The sequence below is a fragment of the Spirosoma arboris genome (assembly GCF_009754945.1).
GTDB classification, from domain to species: domain Bacteria; phylum Bacteroidota; class Bacteroidia; order Cytophagales; family Spirosomataceae; genus Spirosoma; species Spirosoma arboris.
Genome location: NZ_WPIN01000015.1, coordinates 95,563 through 113,939 on the forward strand (window position 1 = coordinate 95,563; position 18,377 = coordinate 113,939).

Consider the following 18,377-nt stretch of genomic DNA (forward strand, 5'->3'; position numbering starts at 1 on the left):
ATCAGGCAGTTACCTGGACTTCTATCTTGTCGGAGGCTTTCTGCTGTTTTTTCTCTTCAGCAATTTTTATGGGGCTACCGAAAATATAAAACAGCTTCTTTCGAATTCCCTTCGCTCGTCTAACGTCATTAACCATATCAGTGAGTTCATGGAAGTTGATGAAAATTGGATTCGCTTTGTTCGGGATATTTGTCGTGATGCCGTAGATAACAGGCTCACCCTCAGGCTCAAATGTGCCAAATAAACGATCCCAGACAATAAAGGTTGCGCCAAAGTTTTTGTCGATGTAGTGCTCCTGCGAACCGTGGTGTACTCGATGATTAGAGGGTGTGGCAAAGATGTATTCAACCCAGGCAGGCATCCGGCGAATGTATTCTGTATGTACCCAGAACTGGAATAACACGGCGATCTGATTGGTTACGAAGAAAATAATGGGGTGAAAGCCCATGAATGCCACGGGTAGAAAGAACACAATTTTGAGGTGTTGTATCCAACTTAATCGGTAGGAAACCGTTAGGTTGTAAAATTCGCCCGAGTGGTGTACAATGTGTGTAGCCCACCAAAAACGTTGTTCGTGCGAGACCCGATGAGCCCAGTAGCTGAAAAAGTCATAAATGATGTAACACGGAATTAACGTCCACCATTGCAATTCCATGCGCCAGGGAATTAGATTATAAATCCAGATGCATAGGTAAAGCAAACCTAGTTTGAGAGCCGCTGTAACTACCAAATTCCCCAGACCGACCAAAATAGACCCAATTGTTTCCTTTTTCTCGTAGAACTCTTTCTCCTGATAATAGGTAACGGCCATTTCGATAGCCGTGAAAAATAACATGACGGGAACAGCCCACAGAATTATATTGGGGATGTTTTTTTCAATAACATGTACGTCGTTAAAGGGAATTTTGCTGGCACCGAATAGAGAAAAAGGCATGATAGCAGCGATTCGCAATGCGTGTTATATGATCGTTTAACTACATTTTTTTTGGTTCAGTTTTCCAATACAGATTATTGGTGGATTAGTATAAAATTAAATTCATAAAGTTCTATGTTGGCATCAAGCCTATAGCTTTTTTGTACGCGTTGATCGTAATGCAGCCCAATGGCAAATCAGACTGATACATTACTTTTGCGAAGCTAACCTCACAAGTATGAACGCCCATTTTCCTGCAATAACCATTTGTTTTTTAACACTCATTTTTAATGCGTGTAGCAGCCACCAGCCGACAGATACACAAGCTACAGACTCAACAACGATTGCAGCTGCTTCCAGACCAGATACAGAAGTGGAAATCACCGGACATATGGTTGATCTGGGTCTGACCGAAGCCACTGACTGGCGGGGAATTAATCTCGGGGATGAGTTTGCAAAAGTTAAAGGCCTCGAAAAAGGGGAGTCATTCGAAAGCGATGCCGAGCATATTGGCTATACGATTGAGTTAAAAAATCTTGAGTCGGCGGATATGCTTTATTACCAAACCGATAAAAAAGTGTCGGCTATTGATGTGGATTTGTTTCTGAATAGCCGACAGTCTGTGACTGACTATCAGAAAGATTTGGAATCTTACTTTACGGGCCGTTATGGAGCCCCTAAACCCGGTGATGGTGGCACTGTTTGGACAGAGCAGAAAGGCTACAAGATTAGTCTGAAAGATGTTTCGAAAGGCAAAGATTTTGGGCTAAAAATCAAGATTGGCTTAGTGAATGGATCGCCTACAGCATCGAAAAAATAATGTCGAATAAATAAGGCCAGCCCGTTTCGAGCTGGCCTTATTTTTAATTTATTTTCAGTACTGCCATAAAGGCTTCCTGCGGGATTTCGACATTGCCGACTTGTCGCATTCGTTTCTTTCCTTTTTTCTGCTTGTCGAGCAGTTTACGCTTACGGGAAATATCACCACCATAACACTTCGCTAATACGTCTTTGCGTAGAGCGCTCAGGGTTTCGCGGGCAATGATCTTCTGGCCAATGGCTGCCTGAATCGCGATTTCAAACTGTTGACGGGGGATTAACTCGCGGAGCTTTTCACACAGTTTTTTACCCCATTCGTACGACTTCGAGCGGTGAACAATGGCTGAGAGCGCATCGACTTTATCGCCGTTGAGCATCACGTCGAGCTTCACCATGTCCGATTCGCGGTTGTCCATAAACTCGTAGTCGAGAGATGCATAGCCGCGCGAAATCGTCTTGAGTTTATCGAAAAAGTCGAACACGACTTCGGCCAAGGGCATCTCGAACTGAAGCTCAACACGTTCAGCGGTTAGATATACCTGGTTTTTAAGTAAACTCCGTTTATCCATACAGAGGCTCATAATACCACCGACATATTCAGCCTTTGTGATAATCTGTGCCCGGATAAACGGTTCTTCAATATAGTCGATCAGGTTCGGTTCGGGCATTTCAGCGGGGGCCGATACCTGAATTTCTTCGCCTTTAGTGGTCACCACCTCGAAACGTACCGATGGCACCGTGGTAATCACGGTCATGTCGAATTCGCGCTCCAGGCGTTCCTGCACAATTTCCATATGGAGCATACCGAGGAAACCGCACCGGAAGCCAAAGCCCAAAGCTGCTGATGTTTCGGGTTCCCATACGAGGGCTGCATCATTAAGCTGGAGCTTTTCCATCGCATCGCGGAGGTCTTCGAATTCGCTGGTTTCTACCGGATAAATACCGGCAAACACCATTGGTTTCACTTCGGAGAAACCCTGAATAGCCAAACTGGCGGGATTGTCGACCGTTGTAACAGTATCGCCAACTTTTACTTCTTTGGCCACTTTAATGCCCGAAATCAGATATCCTACGTCGCCACACTCGATCACATCTTTTGGAACCTGCACTAAGCCGAGTGTTCCTACCTCATCTGCAAAGTATTCTTTTCCGGTATTCATAAACTTAACCCGGTCACCCTTACGAATACGGCCGTTTTTAACTCGGAAAATAACTTCGATACCCCGATATGAATTGAAGTGCGAATCGAAGATTAATGCCTGCAAGGGACCAGACGGATCGCCTTGAGGGGCTGGAATCCGTTCCACAATGGCGGCCAGAATTTCAGGGACACCGATCCCTTCTTTACCTGATGCTGGAATAATATCATCACGGTCGCAGCCGAGCAGGTCCACCATCTCGTCCTTAATCTCTTCGGGCATAGCACCCGGCAGGTCAATCTTGTTCAGGACGGGGATGATAACCAAGTCATTGTTCAGGGCCAGATACAAATTTGAGATCGTCTGTGCCTCAGTTCCCTGCGATGCATCTACCAAAAGTAACGCCCCTTCACAAGCTGCGATTGATCGCGAAACCTCATAAGAAAAGTCAACGTGTCCTGGTGTGTCAATAAGGTTTAGGGTATATAGCTCGCCCTTGTGCATATATTCCATCTGAATCGCGTGGCTCTTGATCGTAATACCACGTTCACGTTCCAGATCCATATCGTCGAGCAATTGAGCCTGCATATCGCGGGCGCCTACGGTCTTGGTGAACTCTAATAATCGGTCGGCCAGGGTGCTTTTACCGTGGTCGATGTGAGCAATAATGCAAAAATTACGGATATGTTTCACGTTGGAATAACGGAGGATTCTACTAAATAAACTGCAAAAATACGCAAAAAAGTCGGGGTTAAGGCTAGAAACAAATCCGGCAAAAAAAAACAAACGCCGGACTCATCGGGGAGCCGGCGTGTTCAATTACACTTCATCAACAAACTAAAAACCAAATGCTGTAGGAGGGGGACTCGAACCGCCCACGGTGCAGTTAGCCACAGTACAACTCTGGTGGTCAACCCCAGTCGCCACGAGGGCGGCATTATGCTGTGTTTATCCTTTATCACCACCCCCGAGACAGGAGGGCACGTCTGCCAATTTCGACATCCTACAGTGTGAGGAAAAAAAGCCAAGAAGACCGGCGTGTGACCCCGCTCGATCAACTTGACAATACAAAGATAGCTTATCTATGAGCTGTATTGCAAATTTTACATAAAAATTTCTTAAAAATTATAATAGGTTCAAAAAATAAATACTTTTGTTGTGACTCATCAAAAATAAAGCCGATATGACCGAAAAAAATTTAGAAATTGATAATACTGATCTTAAAATACTAAGTTTATTGATGCAGGACGCTAATATGGCTTATACCGAAATTGGCAAGCGGATATTCGTATCGGGTGGTACGGTTCATGTTCGTATGAATAAACTGAAGCAAATGGGCATTGTTCGGGGGTCACAATTAGTCATCGACCATGCCAAGCTCGGTTGGGATATTAGTGCGTTTTTGGGTATTTATTTGGACAAAAGTTCACTTTACGAAGAAGTTTCCAAACAACTGGAAAAAATCCCCGAGGTCGTTAATGTTCATTATACAACTGGTATATATAGCATTTTTGCCAAAATCGTTTGCCGGGATACGCAACATTTACGCGAAGTGCTGCACGATAAGATTCAGAAAGTAGCTGGTATTCAGCGAACGGAAACGTTTATTTCTCTCGAAGAAAGTGTTAATCGGCCAATCCCCTTTGCAGAGAGTTGAATTTCAGGTTTTCAATGGGGTAAGAGTGATTTTAACAGCAGGCAACTTGAAACGTTGAACTTGAAACTTGAAACCATGTGTTATACTCATCAATAAACACAAATTCATGCTACCCAAAATTCATGCAACAACAGTGGTTGGTATTCGACACAATGGGCAAGTGGCCCTTGGTGCCGATGGACAGGCTACTATGGGCAATACCGTTGCCAAAAGTAATGTTAAGAAAGTACGCGTGTTGATGGGCGGCAAGGTACTCGCTGGTTTCGCCGGTTCTACTGCCGATGCATTTACGCTCATCGAACGCTTTGAAGAAAAACTAAATGCCTACGGTGGCAACCTAAAACGGGCAGCTATCGAACTGGCAAAGGATTGGCGGACAGATCGTTATCTTCGTAAATTAGAAGCAATGCTTATCGTAGCATCGAAAGATGATCTACTTCTTATATCGGGGACGGGTGATGTCATTGAACCTGATCATGACGTTGCGGCCATCGGCTCCGGCGGTATGTATGCCCAATCGGCGGCCATTGCGCTGAAGAAACATGCAACGGCTTTGTCTGCGGAAGAAATGGTTCGCGAGAGCCTGCATATTGCCGCCGATGTATGTATTTATACAAACCATAATTTAGTGGTTGAGACGTTATAGATGTATAGAACTGGTTAGTATCGCCGATTGGTGGGACAAGAAAATTCACTCAGGTAGCGGTTCTTTTTTACATTTGTTGTAGATACATCACTTTACGTTATGAAAATCGCCCCACAATTTGCTCCAAGGCTTATGAACCGTCGCATTGCGTTGGGGTTCATTGTAGCTGTGGTGCTCATTGCATCGGGTTTTATCATATCGTTTTATAGCTATAATCAGTATAGTGATGACACGAAGCGCGTTCGTCATACATACGAAGTGACAGGTACCCTTGAGAGAATTCTGTCCTCAGTTAAGGATGCAGAAACAGGGTCCAGAGGATATATTATCAGTAACGATACGGCTTACCTGGCACCTTATAAACTGGCTCTGAGTCTACTGCCGGAACAAATAAATCAGTTGCGTATTCTCGGAAATGACAACCGGGTTCAGATTCAGCGTCGGGTTATACTTGAACAATTGATTAAGGATAAGCTAGCGATCACAAAAATTCGGCTTGGAGTCCCTATTTCAGATAAAAGAAATCAGGCAGTTAATGTAGAAAGCAAACGGACCATGGATGCCCTCCGACGGCATGTAGCGTTGATGGTTGATACCGAACGGATACTCATGGAAACGAGAAACCGTCAGGCTGGGCGGTCATTCCGAAATACACTCGTTATTATTTTTGGACTTTCGTTGCTGACGTTTATGGTCTTGGCCATCTCTTATCGTTTGCTGGAACAGGAACTTATTCATCGTCAGGCAACTGAAGATCAGCTTCGAGAGTACGAAGCTCAGCTTAAAGGCCAGATTCGACAACTGGAAACTTCTAATGAAGAACTGGAACGCTTTGCATTTGTGGCAAGTCATGATTTACAGGAACCACTGCGGAAAATTCAGTCGTTTTCCAATTTGATTACAGACCGCTACAGTAACCTTTTCGATGCCGATAGCCTATTATTTATGGGCAAAATTTCGCACTCTGCCGAGCGAATGTCCAAGCTCATTAAAGATTTATTAAACTTCTCGAGGATTTCTAACCACCAGGAAGATTTCAAATCTGTTCCACTGAGTGACATAATTCAACGCATTCTAGATGATCAGGAACTTCGGATCAAGGGACTGGATGTACAGGTTGATATCGGAGAATTACCTGTTATTCAGGCCGTTGCCAGCCAAATGGATCATTTGTTTAATAATCTTATTTCAAATGCACTTAAATTCGCTAAGCCAGGCGTTCGACCTTTGTTGCGCATTCGGGCAAGATTAATCAATGGAGAAGAGTATGCTGGATTGACGCTGGATCGCTCTTATTTTGAGATTACTATTGAAGATAATGGAATTGGATTTGAGGAGAAATATTTAGACCACATCTTTAAGGTTTTTCAACGATTACACGGCAAAACTGCTTTCGAAGGAACTGGTATTGGACTGGCCATTTGTAAGCGGGTTGTTATGTATCATCATGGGTATATTACGGCCCGAAGTAGGCCTAATGAGGGTGCTACTTTCGTGGTCGTTTTGCCGGAAAGCCAATCGCTACAACATTATGACAGACCAACTTCAGCCGAAATTTATTCATATCCTGCTCGTTGACGACGACGAAGATGATCGTTATCTAACGCGGGAGGCATTTCACCAGCATTACCCGTCTAGCCGTATTTCGTTTGCTGAAGACGGAGAGGACTTGATGGATTTTCTCTCCTATAGAGGGCGATATGCCGGGGCCGATCATACGTTGCCTGAGCTAATTCTGCTGGACCTGAATATGCCTCGTAAAGACGGCCGAGAGGCTCTTCGTGAAATTAAAGCCGACGAGCAATTTCGACACATTCCCATTGTGGTGTTAACCACTTCGGATGCTAAAGACGACGTTGAAACATCGTATTTCAATGGTGCTAATAGCTTCATTACCAAACCACCAACCTTTCAGCGGCTCAGCGAAGTAACTAAAGCTATTGGCCAATACTGGTTTAACGTGGTGACAATATGCGAGCACGAGGAAGAGAAGTGAGTGGAGTAGGTGAAGTGGGTGGAGTAAGTTTAACTAACTTGTTACGTTCTATCCTTACTCCACCCACTTCACCTACTCCACTAATTACTTCCCTTTAGCCCAACCAATCCTACAAAAATCTTCTCTAATTCGTTGGTAACGGTACGGCTTTGACCAGGTGTGAATTTGTTGACTAATACACAGAAACTCATTTGTTCGCCGTCTATGGCGGTGAAATACCCCGCATAAGCCCTGACGCCTTCAATCGAGCCGCTTTTCGCCCGGATATTGCCGGCTGCCGCTGTACCTCGGGCCAGACTTCGTACAGTACCCGTTTGCCCCACTATTGGAATCGTTTCGTAGAATTGAGGGAAGGTTTTTTCCCGGCCCATAGCACTCAAAATACCGGTCATATTATCGGCGGTAAGGGCACCTACGGTCGATAATCCACTTCCATCCCGAATCCGGAATCCATCTACATTAACACCTTTACTTTTCCAGAATGCAATCAATGCCTCCAGACTGGCGCTTGTCGATTTCACGTTTTTGTTGAGAGCCAGCGCTGCTGTGCGTAAAAAAGCTTCAGCGTAGAGGTTGATACTCTGAAAGTTAGTCTGTTGAACTAATTCACTTAGTATTGGAGATTTATGCTGATTAAGAACGATCCGTTTACTTGTTATTGGAATGTTGGTTGGTAAACCACCGCCTATTGAGACGGGTGGACTACTAATAGTTATATTTTCCTGAACCAATTGGTTCTGGAGGGCATAAGCAGCAAAATAAGCGGGATCGGGTAACGAACCTTTCACACTAAACTCATTGGCAGGTTCGCCAAGTGGGGCCTTGCCGGTTAGCCATTGCTGGTTCATAAAGGGAACGCCGTAAATATTTACCTGATCGCCGGTATTAGCGGCATCAGTTGTGACGGTATTGCGGAATGTAAGATAGGGAACTGCCGGGTCGGTGCGTAACACAGTGGTCGGTGCACCCACTGTTTTGCCCGGTCTGAAAAACACACGAAACAGGTTTTCGTTAATATTAAGAGCACTAAGGCTGGCTCCATAATAGTTGCCTAAATCGCCAAAAGGCCAGGTATCGGGGGTTGTAAGATCATCGTATAGACTGGCATCACCCACAACCATACCCTGAATTTTACGAATCCCTGCTGATTTGACGGCTTCTGACCAGCTTTTGAGTAGAGCCTGCAAATCATAGTAATTAGTAAATCGCCAGCTTCCCAAAGACGGATCGCCAGTACCGCGAATATACAGGTTGCCGGTTAGAACACTGTCTTTAATAGTACCATCGTATTCGAGATAGGTGGTATAAGTGTAATTACTACCTAATACTGCTAGAGCTGTAGCGGTTGTAATGAGTTTCAGTGTTGAGGCCGAAGGTAAGCTCATCCGGGCATTGTAACCGATTAGTTCTTCGCCATCGCGCACACGACGAACGGATAGCGCAACGGTTCCAAAACGTGTAGCCGGGCCAGACTGAAAAGACTCGACCAGACTCATTAGGTGCTGAGTCGCCAGTGAATCAGCAGAGTGCGCTGCCTGCGACAGGGCAGGTGTAGGCGTGAAATGTATAAGGAAACAAGCAAGTAGAGTGGATGACAAATAAGCCGTAAAACGGGGAATACTGCGCATTTGGGAACAGTTAGGCGATTCGATGGGAATTTTCGTACTTTTGCAAACTTACGGAATTCACGCCACCTAACTTGCCTTAAGCCACCCTTCACAAGTCATCGAACTTACGATATTGATTAGTTAAAGTTGTACGCATGAAATTATCATTTCTGGGGGCAGCCCGGCAAGTAACAGGTAGTATGTACCTGCTGGAACTGGAGGATGATTACCGCATCCTGATTGACTGTGGCTCGGACATGGAGCGATCCAGTTCGAACGGTCAAACGGCCCCCGCCGTTACTCATCCGGGATTTTTCCCATTTGAGGCTTCAAGTATTAACCTGGTTCTGCTGACACATGCCCATGTAGACCACTCGGGTAATCTGCCTAACTTATTTCGGGAAGGTTATGAAGGGCAGATTCTGTGTACAGAACCTACCTTTGCATTGACCAATGTGCTCCTCAATGATGCGGCTTCGCTCAATCAAAAGCGCATTAACGAACTGAACGCCAGTAAGAAACAACGGGTAAAGGATCGCCAGGTACAGATGCAGAAAGATCTATTTCTGGGTCTGCAGGTCCGCGAAACGATGGAAAATGTTGTTCCTATTAGTTTCAACCGAAAGTTTAGAGTAGCTGATGGTATAGACGTGACCTTTATTCCGGCAGGACATTTGCTGGGTGCCGCTCATATTGTGATCAATGTGATTGAAAATGGCGAACGTAAAAGCATCTGTTTCTCGGGCGACATTGGTCGCAAAAACTACCCGCTTTTAGTCGATCCAGCACCGGTACCTGCGGTCGATTATCTGGTCTGCGAAAGTACCTACGGCAACCGGCTTCATGAGAATACGATGTCGCCGGAAGACGCATTGGCCGATATTATTCAGCGGACCTGCATTGATATTCCTGGGCGACTCATTATTCCGTCCTTCAGCGTTGGCCGAACACAGGCACTTCTCTATACGCTCAACCGACTTTATACAGAACGGAACTTTCCGCCAATCCGGGTTTTCTCTGACAGTCCGATGGGGTATGAGAGTACCAAGATTTACATGCAGTATGTGAAAATGCTGAATGGAGAAGCCAAAGAGTTCTATAAGGAAAATGAAACCTTATTTGACTTCGAAAATTTTCAGTTTCTGGAATCATCAAAAGCCAGTAAAGCGGTATCAAACTATGGCGAGCCGTGCATAATCATTTCATCGTCGGGAATGGTACAGGGTGGACGGGTTGAGTATCACATTGCTGAGAATATTAGCAATCCTTACGCCACAATTCTGATTATTGGCTATTGTGCCGAAGGAACACTCGGCTGGCGGCTATTGAATGGCCAACAAACACTTAGTATAAAAGGTACGGATCATCAGGTGCTGGCTAACATTGAGAAAATTGATGTGTTTAGTGGACACGGAGATCGAAATGACCTGATTAATTTTGTGGGAATGCAGACGCCTGAAACACTCAAGTCCATTTTCCTGGTTCATGGAGAATACGAGAGTATGGAATCTTTCAAAAATACACTGGCAGAAGAAGGCTTCCCACAGGTGATTATTCCGAAAAAAGGCGAGAGCTTTGACTTATAAATGATGAAATCTAAATTATGAATGATGAATAATGAATGATGAATTATTACCAGTTGGAACAATTCATCATTCATTATTCATCATTCATCATTATACATGAGAACATACCTCGATTTTGAAAAACCCATTGCTGACCTCGAAGCGCGGCTGGAAGAGACGAAAAAATTGGCTCAGACCAGTAATGTTGACGTGAGCGAAGCGGTTGCCATTCTTGAACAGAGCATTGATAAGCTTCGGCATGAGATTTTTCAAAACCTCACCCGTTGGCAGCGTGTTCAGTTGTCGCGCCATCCTGATCGACCTTATACCCTCGATTATATTTCTCTGATGTGTGATCAGTTCATCGAACTGCACGGTGACCGTACCGTTCGCGATGATCCGGCGATGGTGGGCGGATTTTGTGAGCTAGGCGATCAAACGGTGATGATTATTGGGCAGCAAAAAGGACGTAACACAAAACAACGGCAATATAGAAACTTCGGGATGCCGAATCCTGAAGGTTATCGCAAAGCTCTGCGTTTGATGAAACTGGCCGAAAAATTTAACAAACCTATAATTACGCTGATTGATACGCCAGGTGCTTATCCAGGTTTAGAAGCCGAAGAACGGGGCCAGGGCGAAGCTATTGCCCGAAACCTGAAAGAGATGTTTATGCTGACGGTTCCAGTTATCTGCATCGTCATTGGTGAAGGGGCGTCGGGCGGAGCATTGGGGATTGCCATTGGTGATAAGGTATTTATGCTTGAAAACACCTGGTATTCGGTTATCTCGCCCGAAAACTGCTCGACTATTCTCTGGCGGAGCTGGAATTTCAAGGAACAGGCTGCCGAAGCGATGAAGCTAACGGCCCGTGATATGAAATTGAATAAACTGGTTGATGAGATCGTAGAGGAACCGCTCGGTGGTGCACATAACGATCATCAGGAAATGGCGAACCATCTGAAAGATGTAATTCTCAACGCTTTAGCGGAACTAAATGCGATTGATCCACAAGAGCGAATCAATCAACGGATTGAAAAGTTCTGTGATATGGGTGTTGTGATAGAATAATCTTCAAGTTCAGGTTTCGGCTTGGGCCGTATTAGCGTTAAAAAAGCCACTAGAAATTATTTCTAGTGGCTTTTTTAACGCTAATCTCCTTCGCTGGCATTTCGATTATTAGCCATTTCATTCGTCAACAGTAGCATCAGTTCGTCTGTCCAACATGATGAGCTGGTCGGCTACGATTTCGGTTATGTAGCGATTTTTGCCTTCTTTGTCCTCAAACTGACGGGTTTTTAATTTTCCCTCCAAATACACTAAACTGCCTTTTTGTAGGTATTTATAAGCTACTTCGGCTAGGCCTCGCCACAATACGATGTTGTGCCATTCGGTAGTTGACTGAGTTTGTCCTTTGTCATCTTTAAAGGATTCTGTGGTAGCCAGCGAGAATTTTGTGACACTAATAGTACCTTCCAGTTGCTGAATTTCCGGGTCTTTACCCAGGTTGCCAATTAATGTTACTTTGTTTAGTCCTTTCATTCGTTTAGGGTTTATTCGCCTGGCGAGACTTATTTGCTCGACTTCAGATGATTGTTTAGGGTTGGAAAATGTTAACCATTCTCAGATGAAATAGTCTCCTAATAGTAACAATAGTTTACTTATTGCGAAAATGAATGCTAAAATGAGTAATGCCCATTCGCTTGCTACTTTAAGAAGTATGACTACAATTTATCGATCTCTGCTTTTCCTACTAACAGCTGGATTGCTCGCTATGAGCGCAGCTAAGCCTACCCGAGTTATCTTCTTTGGGGACTCCATTACCCAGGCTGGAGTTAATCCTGGTGGTTATATCGACCGCCTGAAAAAGATGATGCCGGCCGATCAGTTTGAACTAATTGGTGCGGGAATTGGTGGGAATAAAATTTATGATTTGTTCCTGAGAATGGACGACGATGTGCTGGCCAAACAGCCTGATGTCGTAGTGATTTGGGTAGGTGTTAATGATGTCTGGCATAAAGCCACTTCTGGTACGGGTACGGACCCCGACAAGTTTACAAGGTTCTACGATGCTGTTATAAAGAAACTAAAGGCTGCTAATATTCGGGTAGTACTTTGTACACCAGCGGCTATTGGTGAAAAAACGGATATGACCAACCAGCAGGATGGTGACTTGAATCAATACAGCCAGTTTATTCGGGATATTGCCAAACGCCAGGATTTACCGTTGGTGGATTTACGCAAAGCATTTTTGGAGTACGACCTGAAGAGCAATCCTGAGAATAAAGACCGGGGTATCCTAACTACCGACCGCGTTCACCTCAACGAAGCGGGTAATCAGTTTGTAGCCGAGCAGATGCAGAAAGTGCTAACGGCTGGGAAATAGTAGAGGTTAAGATTAAACTTGTCAATGTCCTGAAGAATAACGATTCTTCAGGACATTTTTCGTAGATGCTGATTTCTGTTTGGCGCATCCATAGGCATAAAAAAGCCCCGAATAAAATTCGAGGCTGCACTATTAATAATTTTTATCGGGATTAGAGTTGCTGAAGCGACTGTTACTAGTGCCTCGGCTAGGGCGTTCCGTATTAGTACCAGGACGATTTGGTTTGGGACTACCACCATCACGTCGGAAAGACCCGTTTCGATCCTGATTCGCAGGTCGGCTTTGATTGCTTTGTGACTGACCTCCATTGGATGAATCGGCTTGGCGACTACCACCATCACGTCGGAAAGATCCCTGATTGGATGAGCCATTTGGACGACCACCGCCCCCATGGCGATTTCCATTACGATTTTGCCCCTGGCGTTGCGCTGGCACAGGCGTAACGGCTGCCGTGGCTATGTCTAACACGTAAGGATGATTGTCAATAACTGGAACGCGTTTGCCAATCAACTTATGAATGTCACGCAAAAAATCGGTTTCTTCTGCATCACAGAACGATAGTGCAATACCATCATGCCCGGCTCGCCCAGTCCGACCAATACGGTGAACGTAGGTTTCAGGAATATTGGGCAACTCATAGTTGATCACGTGCGAGAGCTCATCGACATCAATACCACGTGCTGCAATATCTGTTGCCACAAGCACCCGTGTCTCCCGGCTTTTGAAATTCGAGAGCGCTCGTTGGCGGGCATTTTGTGACTTATTGCCGTGAATGGCCTCTGCCCCAATACCGGCCTTCAGAAGATCTTTAACAACTTTATCAGCACCATGCTTGGTTCGGGCAAAAACCAGCGCTGATTTTATTTTCTGATCATTCAGGATGTGCACAAGCAATTTGCGCTTGTCTTCGCGTCCAACGAAATACATCGCCTGTTGAATTGTATCAGCTGTTGAGGAGACCGGCGTCACTTCAACCTTGGCCGGATTACGCAAAATTGTATCGGCCAGTTTAGCTACATCAGGAGGCATGGTCGCAGAGAAAAACAGCGACTGCCGACGTTCGGGCAATTTAGTGATGACTTTCTTAACGTCATGGATGAACCCCATATCGAGCATTCGATCGGCCTCGTCAAGGACAAAAAACTGCACATCGCGAAGCGATACAAAGCCTTGATTCATTAAGTCAAGTAGGCGACCAGGGGTTGCAATCAGGATATCAACACCCGCTTTAAGGGAGTTTACTTGTGCATGTTGTGAAACACCACCAAAAATAACCGTATGGCGTAAGTTTAGGTGACGACCATATGCCGCGAAGCTTTCGGCGATCTGGATGGCTAACTCACGTGTTGGAGTCATAACCAGCGTTTTGATTCGCCGAGGACCGTTAGGTGTTTTACTACGTTCTTCGTTCAGCAGTTGTAGAATCGGAATAGCAAAAGCAGCAGTTTTACCTGTTCCGGTCTGGGCGCAACCCAATAAATCCCGGCGGCTCAATAAAATTGGTATGGCTTGTTCCTGAATGGGGGTCGGAGTGGAGTATCCTTCTTCGGCAAGTGCTTTGAGGATAGGATCAATTAATGATAATTCGGAAAATTGCATGTGTTGGTTGGACGTCGGCAGGCAGTGGAATAGGATATATAGTTTGGTCCAGCATCCAACGTCTTTGTAAAGTTATATGGCTATAACGGCGGTGTGGCAAATAAAGTGCCATTTATTAGGGAAGTACAATTTATAAACAAAAGGCTGGCATCCTAGAGAAGTATGCCAGCCTTTATCGTTAACTAAAATAGATACCCTAATCGTAAATACTGCCGGCAGTTTTTTCCACTAACCCTTTGGGTAACAACCAGGCCATGAATTTCCCCGCTTTATTTAGTAGCCCAGTTACCACTTCGGCTTTTCTGGCAAACATGGCGTCAACGGCTTGCTTGGCCACATCCTGAGGTGTCATATTTACTTTTTCTGCAGCCTTCCGTCCTTTTTCGCCAATCTGTGCCCGATCCACAAAGTTAGTGTCGGTGGAGCCGGGGCACACACAGGTGACTGATACAGACGATTTTCTGATCTCCTGATGGAGCCCCCGGCTAAACTGAAGCACAAACGCTTTAGAAGCCGAATATAAGCTAAGCCCAGGTACCGCCTGGTAAGCTGCCGAACTACCAATGTTGAGAATATAGGCTTTCGATTGTTGACGAAGCTGGGGAAGAAACAGGTAACTCAATTCGACCAGGGCCGTCATATTTACCTGCATCATATCAATATGTTCAGCGAGGGCATGCTTCTCAAAAGGGCCACTCAAACCGTACCCAGCGTTATTTACCAGTATCTGAAGTGAATACTTTTTTTGGCTACACCAGTCATACACTTGCTGAGCAGCTCCTGTTTCGGCTAAGTCAATGGCCAGAAAGTCGGTTTTAATACCATAGTCTTTAGCTAGCTGCTGAGCGGCTTGTTGGAGCGACGAAACTGATCGGGCCACTAGCAGCAAATCGAACTTTTGGCGGGCTAATTCGGTGGCAATAGCCAAACCAATACCCCGGCTGGCTCCGGTAATGAGGGCGTAAGCCATAAAACTGTAAGTTGTAAGTCGGGAAGGTAATAAGTGATAAGTGGCTGACGCGAAAGTAATAGTCTTGCGTCAGCCACTTACCATTTAGAAACTTATTACTTACACCTGTTAGATGTTAACTTTCGAGATGAAGCGGTGGTAAAACGGCGTTTTGCTGTTCTCGTTTTTGGGCATGTACTTACCCGTAACGACTGGTACGTACATCACACGCCGACGGCTTGCCTCACCAACAAAGGGTGACTGCTGTGCCCGGTGCCAAAGCCGACCATCATGCACTGACAGATCGCCTGCGTTGATATCGAATCCAATTTCGTGCTTGTCGGGATCGTTATCCACAAAATACTTTTTGCGGAACAACATTTTAAAGATACCCTGCTTATGCGTTCCCGGAATTACGCGTAGCCCACCGTTTTCGTAGGGAGTAGGGTTGAGATGAATGCCAACGTTGAGCATTGGCATAATGCGCTGACCAAGGAAAATATCGCGGGGGCTATCGGTATGCCAGCCCATCTGCGAGAATTTACTGTTTGGTGTGCGAACGTAGTGATTCAGAATAAGCCCGTCTTTCTCGATCTCGGCGATACGCCCTTCATATGGTTGAAGCAGATCAACGACAGCCTGAAGGCGCGGGTCTTGCAAAAATTCGTGGAGTGCTTTACTGTACTGCGATAGGAAGCACATCCGCTGAATCATAGGATTACCATCCTCATCCTGACCGAATTTCAAGGGAACACCATTTACTTTGTCGCGCCCTTCGGCCAGCCACTCTTTTTCAATTCGTTCAACTTCGCTGATAAAAAGCTTAACTGTTTCGGGTTCAATAAAGTTACGGAAGACAATAACACCGTTTTTATTGAAAAACTGGCGTTGCTCCGGGGTAATTGTTTCGCCCAGTTTAAAGGGCGGCAAGTTTAATTTGCTCATATCGGTGGTTTACAAATCGGAAGTTCCGTAGTTGATGCCAACCGGCGACCGCACTTTGATTAAATAGGCGCAGTCTTAATCGGTTTATTAAAAGCCCAAATCTACGAAATTTACAATTTTAGGATTACTTTGCCGCAATTTAATTAATACGACTTTAATTAACGGTTATTCAAGTTACTGTGTCTGTTTTACTTGATAAAAGGTTGGTTTTGCTGTTAATCAGCTTATTAATGGGTATTTGTGATACTCTATTGGCTCAATCGGATAGTATTCCCGTGCCTCGCGAACCTATACCCAATCAACTTCTGCGAACGCGAAATACGCTAATTTTACCATTAGTCGCCCGCTCTATTGAAACAGATTGGTCGATTGGTTTAGCTGGTTCATTTACATTTCGGTTTAGTCATACGGATACACTCACGACACGAACATCAAATACGCAGGCATTAGCGCTCTACTCACTTCGGAAACAATTTATTGCGGCCGTAAACGGAACCACATATTTCCCCGGCGAACGAATTATTCTGAATCATCAACTTTCGTACAGTTATTTCCCCGATAAATTTTGGGGTTTAGGTAAAGATGCTCCCAATAAAAATGAAGAATCCTATACCTTCAAGCAATATTATGTTTATCTGCATTTTCAGCGAAAGCTAAAAGAGCGTGTTTTTGCCGGATTAGTTTATGAATACCAGCGGTTGCTGAGTATCGACTATCAACCAGGTAAACTTTTCGATCAGTTAGCCGTGCCGGGACGTTATCCATACCATATTTCGGGAGCAGGATTAAGTCTTACCTATGATTCACGTAACAATGCGTTTGCTCCCGACCAAGGTGGGTTTTTGCAGATATATTTCAACCACTTTGCTCCCTTGTTTGGTTCCAATTTTCGTTATACAAACTATGTAATTGACTTTCGGCGATTTATTCGGATTTACCGGCAGCAGGTGATGGCCATACAAGCTTATGGATTTTTTAACTCAGGCGATGTGCCGCTACGGAGCCTGGCCAGTTTTGGTGGGTCGAATAGCATGAGAGGTTTCTACGATGGTCGATTTAGAAGTAAAAATCAGGTCGTTGCTCAAATTGAGTACCGAATCCCGTTGTTCTGGCGATTGGGTGCAGTCGGTTTCTTTGGTGTTGGAAATGTAGGCGACAGGATGAGTGATCTGAATTTCCAGGAAATCAAATACTCGGCGGGTGGGGGAGTGCGCGTGGCACTGAACAAGAAAGAACGATTAAATCTCCGCGTAGACTATGGTTGGGGACTGGGACAGAGCCTATCGAACGGATTGTATTTTCAATTAGGCGAAGCGTTTTAACTTTGTTTCAGGTTCAATGTTTCAAGTTCCAGGTTACTTGACTCCGAACCAGGAACTTGAAACAATCAAACATTACTTTTCTTCATTCCAGCCACTGAGCGCCAGCCATTTTCCAAGCCGGTAAAGTGGATAGGTGAAGGCAAAAGCGCCCAGCACATCGATCGTATAATGCACGTGTTGCACGAGTAATAAACTCCCAACCAGCAGCGATCCTAAAAAGACCCAAAGTCGATCCCACCAACCACGCAGGCAAAGAAATATCAGGAAAATGGTTGACGTATGCCCTGAATAAAATAGGTCTTTAGTAATATAAACCTTGCCGTAGAATGCATTGGTGATTGGATCAATCATCGGTATCAGACCAACGGGTGGATTGAGCGGGAACAGGCTAATACTGAGCATGCGCGTCAGAGTGATGATGACATAGCTGTAGATGAACATCATAAAGACCGCCGGACTGCGTCGGGCGCGAATGAGTATTAATAAGCCAGCCGCCCAGATTACGCCAAAAATAATCAACGATACGTCGTAAGGAGGAAGTTGAGCAACGACCCAATCGTTTAGAACGGGACCCGTGTGCTGTTCTATCGTGTGGAAAAAGTAAGGAAATGTTGCCAGCAAGGTGATAATGCCAACCATACCGATAGTAAATTTTCGGCGGAATATGGGTGATTGCCAGGCGGCTTGCCAAACTAAATTGCCAGTTGGATCAGGTGTAAGAAGTGACATGTATTACTGTAAAAGGGCGCAAATTTACGAAGTAGACGGATATTCTGATTGTCTTATCTTAAATGAACCTTACTATTCATAAATAGTTAGTTGGTTAAATGATAT

At 45.0% G+C, this 18,377-nt stretch carries 17 protein-coding genes; 9 read left to right on the plus strand and 8 right to left on the minus strand.

The features are described from left to right. Position 1 precedes the first annotated feature (1 nt). Positions 2-934 (minus strand): sterol desaturase family protein, encoded by a 933-nt coding sequence (locus GO755_RS30045; protein WP_157589135.1) that lies wholly within the window; start codon positions 932-934, stop codon positions 2-4. A 217-nt stretch (positions 935-1,151) separates the two neighbouring features. Between GO755_RS30045 and GO755_RS30050 the strand changes: the two genes are divergently transcribed. Next, on the plus strand, positions 1,152-1,733 hold the full coding sequence (locus GO755_RS30050; RefSeq protein WP_157589136.1) for a hypothetical protein: 582 nt from the start codon (positions 1,152-1,154) through the stop codon (positions 1,731-1,733). A gap of 43 nt (positions 1,734-1,776) precedes the next feature. Here the strand turns inward: GO755_RS30050 and lepA are convergent, their stop codons facing one another. Beyond that, positions 1,777-3,564: a translation elongation factor 4 gene (lepA, locus tag GO755_RS30055; RefSeq protein ID WP_317165977.1), complete on the minus strand. Its 1,788-nt coding sequence runs from the start codon at positions 3,562-3,564 to the stop codon at positions 1,777-1,779. Between the two features lie 490 nt (positions 3,565-4,054). Between lepA and GO755_RS30060 the strand changes: the two genes are divergently transcribed. From GO755_RS30060 to GO755_RS30075, 4 genes are all read left to right on the plus strand, one after another. Next, positions 4,055-4,528: an Lrp/AsnC ligand binding domain-containing protein gene (locus GO755_RS30060; protein ID WP_157589137.1), complete on the plus strand. Its 474-nt coding sequence runs from the start codon at positions 4,055-4,057 to the stop codon at positions 4,526-4,528. A gap of 106 nt (positions 4,529-4,634) precedes the next feature. After that, the gene (gene hslV, locus GO755_RS30065; protein ID WP_157589138.1) at positions 4,635-5,174 is read left to right on the plus strand and encodes an ATP-dependent protease subunit HslV; all 540 of its coding nucleotides are present in this window, start codon (positions 4,635-4,637) and stop codon (positions 5,172-5,174) included. A 132-nt stretch (positions 5,175-5,306) separates the two neighbouring features. Then, positions 5,307-6,752 (plus strand): sensor histidine kinase, encoded by a 1,446-nt coding sequence (locus tag GO755_RS30070; protein WP_157589139.1) that lies wholly within the window; start codon positions 5,307-5,309, stop codon positions 6,750-6,752. Beyond that, positions 6,706-7,170, plus strand: a complete 465-nt coding sequence (locus GO755_RS30075; RefSeq protein WP_157589140.1) for a response regulator — start codon at positions 6,706-6,708, stop codon at positions 7,168-7,170. Before GO755_RS30070 ends, GO755_RS30075 begins: the two co-directional genes overlap by 47 nt. Positions 7,171-7,250: 80 nt before the next feature. Here GO755_RS30075 and dacB read toward each other — a convergent pair whose 3' ends face one another. After that, positions 7,251-8,798 (minus strand): D-alanyl-D-alanine carboxypeptidase/D-alanyl-D-alanine endopeptidase, encoded by a 1,548-nt coding sequence (gene dacB, locus GO755_RS30080; RefSeq protein WP_157589141.1) that lies wholly within the window; start codon positions 8,796-8,798, stop codon positions 7,251-7,253. 134 nt (positions 8,799-8,932) lie between these two features. Here dacB and GO755_RS30085 point away from each other — a divergent pair, with 134 nt between their 5' ends. Further along, on the plus strand, positions 8,933-10,363 hold the full coding sequence (locus GO755_RS30085; RefSeq protein ID WP_157589142.1) for an MBL fold metallo-hydrolase RNA specificity domain-containing protein: 1,431 nt from the start codon (positions 8,933-8,935) through the stop codon (positions 10,361-10,363). A gap of 96 nt (positions 10,364-10,459) precedes the next feature. Then, on the plus strand, positions 10,460-11,413 hold the full coding sequence (locus tag GO755_RS30090) for an acetyl-CoA carboxylase carboxyltransferase subunit alpha (RefSeq protein WP_157589143.1): 954 nt from the start codon (positions 10,460-10,462) through the stop codon (positions 11,411-11,413). Positions 11,414-11,530: 117 nt separating this feature from the next. On the opposite strand, the gene GO755_RS30095 is transcribed toward GO755_RS30090, so the two are convergent. Next, on the minus strand, positions 11,531-11,884 hold the full coding sequence (locus tag GO755_RS30095; RefSeq protein WP_157589144.1) for a single-stranded DNA-binding protein: 354 nt from the start codon (positions 11,882-11,884) through the stop codon (positions 11,531-11,533). A 178-nt stretch (positions 11,885-12,062) separates the two neighbouring features. On the opposite strand from GO755_RS30095, the gene GO755_RS30100 reads away from it, so the two are divergent. Continuing rightward, positions 12,063-12,728: an SGNH/GDSL hydrolase family protein gene (locus tag GO755_RS30100; protein WP_157589145.1), complete on the plus strand. Its 666-nt coding sequence runs from the start codon at positions 12,063-12,065 to the stop codon at positions 12,726-12,728. Positions 12,729-12,860: 132 nt separating this feature from the next. On the opposite strand, the gene GO755_RS30105 is transcribed toward GO755_RS30100, so the two are convergent. From GO755_RS30105 to GO755_RS30115, 3 genes are all read right to left on the minus strand, one after another. Continuing rightward, positions 12,861-14,327 carry a DEAD/DEAH box helicase gene (locus tag GO755_RS30105; RefSeq protein ID WP_157589146.1) on the minus strand — a complete coding sequence of 489 codons (1,467 nt, stop codon included), beginning with the start codon at positions 14,325-14,327 and terminating at the stop codon, positions 12,861-12,863. A 196-nt stretch (positions 14,328-14,523) separates the two neighbouring features. After that, positions 14,524-15,297, minus strand: coding sequence for an SDR family NAD(P)-dependent oxidoreductase (locus tag GO755_RS30110; RefSeq protein ID WP_157589147.1), 774 nt, complete (start codon positions 15,295-15,297; stop codon positions 14,524-14,526). Positions 15,298-15,405: 108 nt separating this feature from the next. Further along, positions 15,406-16,221, minus strand: a complete 816-nt coding sequence (locus tag GO755_RS30115) for a phytanoyl-CoA dioxygenase family protein (RefSeq protein ID WP_157589148.1) — start codon at positions 16,219-16,221, stop codon at positions 15,406-15,408. A gap of 230 nt (positions 16,222-16,451) precedes the next feature. Here GO755_RS30115 and GO755_RS30120 point away from each other — a divergent pair, with 230 nt between their 5' ends. After that, the gene (locus GO755_RS30120; RefSeq protein ID WP_157589149.1) at positions 16,452-17,543 is read left to right on the plus strand and encodes a BamA/TamA family outer membrane protein; all 1,092 of its coding nucleotides are present in this window, start codon (positions 16,452-16,454) and stop codon (positions 17,541-17,543) included. A gap of 72 nt (positions 17,544-17,615) precedes the next feature. Here the strand turns inward: GO755_RS30120 and GO755_RS30125 are convergent, their stop codons facing one another. Next, complete coding sequence (locus tag GO755_RS30125; RefSeq protein ID WP_157589150.1) at positions 17,616-18,272, minus strand: phosphatase PAP2-related protein; 657 nt, start codon at positions 18,270-18,272, stop codon at positions 17,616-17,618. Positions 18,273-18,377: the final 105 nt, after the last annotated feature.

Coding starts and splice junctions, on each gene's coding strand:
- GO755_RS30045 (WP_157589135.1), bottom strand. CDS start 934: ATGCCTTTTTCTCTATTCGGTGCCAGCAAAATTCCCTTTAACGACGTA.
- GO755_RS30050 (WP_157589136.1), top strand. CDS start 1,152: ATGAACGCCCATTTTCCTGCAATAACCATTTGTTTTTTAACACTCATT.
- GO755_RS30060 (WP_157589137.1), top strand. CDS start 4,055: ATGACCGAAAAAAATTTAGAAATTGATAATACTGATCTTAAAATACTA.
- hslV (WP_157589138.1), top strand. CDS start 4,635: ATGCTACCCAAAATTCATGCAACAACAGTGGTTGGTATTCGACACAAT.
- GO755_RS30070 (WP_157589139.1), top strand. CDS start 5,307: ATGAACCGTCGCATTGCGTTGGGGTTCATTGTAGCTGTGGTGCTCATT.
- GO755_RS30075 (WP_157589140.1), top strand. CDS start 6,706: ATGACAGACCAACTTCAGCCGAAATTTATTCATATCCTGCTCGTTGAC.
- dacB (WP_157589141.1), bottom strand. CDS start 8,798: ATGCGCAGTATTCCCCGTTTTACGGCTTATTTGTCATCCACTCTACTT.
- GO755_RS30085 (WP_157589142.1), top strand. CDS start 8,933: ATGAAATTATCATTTCTGGGGGCAGCCCGGCAAGTAACAGGTAGTATG.
- GO755_RS30090 (WP_157589143.1), top strand. CDS start 10,460: ATGAGAACATACCTCGATTTTGAAAAACCCATTGCTGACCTCGAAGCG.
- GO755_RS30095 (WP_157589144.1), bottom strand. CDS start 11,884: ATGAAAGGACTAAACAAAGTAACATTAATTGGCAACCTGGGTAAAGAC.
- GO755_RS30100 (WP_157589145.1), top strand. CDS start 12,063: ATGACTACAATTTATCGATCTCTGCTTTTCCTACTAACAGCTGGATTG.
- GO755_RS30105 (WP_157589146.1), bottom strand. CDS start 14,327: ATGCAATTTTCCGAATTATCATTAATTGATCCTATCCTCAAAGCACTT.
- GO755_RS30110 (WP_157589147.1), bottom strand. CDS start 15,297: ATGGCTTACGCCCTCATTACCGGAGCCAGCCGGGGTATTGGTTTGGCT.
- GO755_RS30115 (WP_157589148.1), bottom strand. CDS start 16,221: ATGAGCAAATTAAACTTGCCGCCCTTTAAACTGGGCGAAACAATTACC.
- GO755_RS30120 (WP_157589149.1), top strand. CDS start 16,452: ATGGGTATTTGTGATACTCTATTGGCTCAATCGGATAGTATTCCCGTG.
- GO755_RS30125 (WP_157589150.1), bottom strand. CDS start 18,272: ATGTCACTTCTTACACCTGATCCAACTGGCAATTTAGTTTGGCAAGCC.